The sequence below is a fragment of the Leptolyngbya cf. ectocarpi LEGE 11479 genome, from assembly GCF_015207065.1.
In the GTDB taxonomy this organism is placed as follows: domain Bacteria; phylum Cyanobacteriota; class Cyanobacteriia; order Phormidesmidales; family Phormidesmidaceae; genus Leptothoe; species Leptothoe ectocarpi.
On the sequence record NZ_JADEXP010000525.1, the window covers coordinates 1 to 2,962 of the forward strand.

Below are 2,962 nucleotides of genomic sequence, written 5' to 3' on the forward strand. Positions count from 1 at the left end.
GAACAATATTACCGCTGCTAGTCTAGATGATTTAGATAATCAACCCTTCCAGGGCGAATTAAGTGTGCTAGCAGCAGCGTTCACTGAAGGTGCCTATGAAGTAGAAATTAGCGATCGCACATTTTACTTTGGGGGACTGGAATTTGCTGGACGAGAAGTAGAAAACCTAGCGCAGCTTATTCCTGATACTGATACGCGAATCAACGCAGATTTCAATCCAGATATTGTTTTTGATATGAACGACTTCAGGGTAGTTCACTTAGCAACGCATGCTACCTTCAATCCTGGTCCTCCACAAAACTCATTCATTCTGTTTGGTGACGGGAATCGTGCTACACTCACCGACATCAAAAATTGGAACTTTCCAAACGTAGAACTGATCGTACTCAGCGCCTGTGAAACCGCGTTAGGAGAAATAGCTTCTAGCAACGGTGAGGAGATTTTAGGATTTGGATATCTCATGCAGTTAGCAGGCGCTGATGCTGCTGTTGCATCTTTATGGGCAGTGAATGACAGTGGTACCCAAATCCTCATGAATGCTTTCTACGGGGCTTTACAGCAAGGTATGACCAAAGCTCAAGCTCTTCAAACTGCTCAGCAAGCTCTCATTACTGGAAATTTTAGCCCAGTGGGCAGTAGAAGCAGACAAAGCATTGCTGTTACCCCAACGACCGACGTTGGACAACCTATGTCATCGCGAACTAATTTGGCTCATCCTTACTACTGGGCACCGTTCATTCTCATTGGTAATGGACTGTAAGATCAGATATTTAAGCTTACCGTGTGTTTATTTTGGGCAAGTATTACTGTTTATTCGATTCATCAGTTGATTCCAAATGGCTGCGCAAGCTCCTTGCATTTTGTCAAGATAAATTACGTGGTGGAATCGCATCACCCTTGTAAAACTTCTGTTCCAAATTCCCTAACCATAACCATACAGCTATTGCCAACAAAGGCAGTCCGGTCAAAACAGCTCCGATTAGCCAGGACATTGTTCCAGAAGTTGCCATCACCAACGGCAACAAAGACCAAACCGCCGCGCTAAATATTACTGCTCCTTTCCGAATCGCTTTAATCCGTTTCAAAGCTGGAGCACAACTCCCACAGTGTTTCGTGTGCGAATTATACCGATCCATGAGCGCATCCGTAGACTGCTCCGGCGGTAGTGCTTCCCCCGCAAACGGATCCGCTTCAAAATCACTAATCCACTTTCGAAACGCCACTACATAGCGATCCGCCTGTGTCGGCAAATAACAACTTTGCGCATAGGACTGCTGCCCTGCTTTCTCCAACAAGCGCTCCTGGAGGTGCAAAAAGATTTGGTCATCCTCCAGCACCCGATTGTTATTCACATGGCTGTACCAGCGCGGTGTCAGCTTGATAAAAAAGCTCGGTAACTTTGACGAAAACTTGAACGGAAATCGCGCAAATAAACGACATTCTCCTTTTTGCATCGGTGTCGCATATACAACCGTTAGCGTTCTGCCAAACTGTTTCGAGGTTAGGTCGTGGTACATCAACCCAGGAGCTACAAACGTCGTATGCTGCGTCCCCAATGCGCCCTTACGCGGTCCCTCTGGCCAAATTCCCTGAAAGCCTTGTTTCCCTGATGTCACCACATCCATCTCCATGGGGGCTGCATTTTCTCGCTTGCCTACGGTTTTGTGGTGAGTATAGGGAATATGGCTGGCATCTAATACATTTTCTAACAGCGTCAACGCATCATAGGGTAAATCGCGAAACGTGTTGAGCATCACCCAGCCGTCGGGCTCCGTTTCTACCGGCTCGATGATGGGGACGTCCACCTGTGCTGCATTCTCAGCTTTGCCTGGATATACAAACAACAATCCCTGACGCACTGCCGTCGGCATCGATGTCACGCAGGCGCGGTTTGATAGATGAGCCTCACTATCTGACGGCTGCTGGGGAATATGCTCGCACTTGCCCGTACCCGAAAAGGCCCAACCATGGTAGGGACATTCCAACTGTCCGGCTTCATTGATCCGTCCTTCTGACAGCGGTGCCAGACGATGGGGGCACTGGTCTGCCATCACACGCCAGGTATTGGCCTGGGGCTCCCACCAAATCACCACGTCCTGCCCCAGTAGCGTAAACCGTGTGGGCTCAGTTTTATCAAGATCCTCGACATAGTGGACGGGATACCAGGCTTCAAACCAGTCAAACCGGTCTGGGTCGGAGCCACCAGCCGCTAAGGTAGCAGAACTTTCAGGGGCGTGTTTAATGGGGGTGGCCGTCATGGGATTCAGATAAGCATCACTGGTTATTCCTATTGTGTTACAAAAATTAAAGAATTGCACTGTGGGCAGTTTGCCTATGATGCATGCGATCGCACCCAAACTTAAACCAAACGCACTTCAAACCAGAGGCCTGAGCAAACTTAATAGAGGCCTGAGCGAAGTCGAAGGCCTCTATTAACTACGTTGAGCTACCTGGAGTTATTAGGGCCTCTTAGTTAGGCTGGGAACGCGCCCCACCTACATACTTGTTTAAGACCGCTCCTAACAAATAACCCAGGGTGCAAAGTAGCAAACCATAGACATTCACACCCAGGTCAATGGCATATTTTCCCGTGCCGATCACCATCCAATCTGGAAAAATTTGGGTGCTCAGGGCACTTTCCATCACCCGCAACACGCCCAAAACTAACCCCGGCCAAAACGCTAGATGAAAGCTCAATCGACCAGCGCTGGGAATAAAGGCCAGTAGAAAAATAGGGGCTAAGCCCATTACCATGGTGCCGCTGATGGTAGTGGCCAGAATAATGGCAGGCCCCACATGATCGCCTAAATAGATGCTGAGTAATGGCAGGTTGCCCAGGAGTGCGATCGCAACAATCCACCAGCGCCCCACCAAGGCCTGACTTTCGGTTGGGTTGTCTTTGCGGTTGGCCCAGTCGCGCGCTCCCAGCTTAGCCACGCTAGAAAACGTGGAATCCAGTGTG

Annotated in this window: 2 protein-coding genes and 1 pseudogene; 1 reads left to right on the forward strand and 2 read right to left on the reverse strand. The window is 49.2% G+C overall.

The window, feature by feature from the left end:
- Nucleotides 1–760: CHAT domain-containing protein (locus tag IQ260_RS29405; protein ID WP_193996606.1), on the forward strand; the 760-nt coding region annotated here is incomplete at its 5' end.
- Between the two features lie 103 nt (nt 761–863).
- On the opposite strand, the gene IQ260_RS29410 is transcribed toward IQ260_RS29405, so the two are convergent.
- A complete protein-coding gene (locus tag IQ260_RS29410) occupies nt 864–2,258 on the reverse strand; it encodes an aromatic ring-hydroxylating dioxygenase subunit alpha (RefSeq protein WP_193996607.1) in 1,395 nt (464 codons plus the stop codon).
- A 211-nt stretch (nt 2,259–2,469) separates the two neighbouring features.
- Nucleotides 2,470–2,962, reverse strand: a pseudogene (locus tag IQ260_RS29415) (Na+/proline symporter); the annotation flags it as partial.

Bases quoted from the DNA above. Each gene is read 5' to 3' on its own strand.
- IQ260_RS29410 (WP_193996607.1), bottom strand. From the start codon at position 2,258: ATGACGGCCACCCCCATTAAACACGCCCCTGAAAGTTCTGCTACCTTA.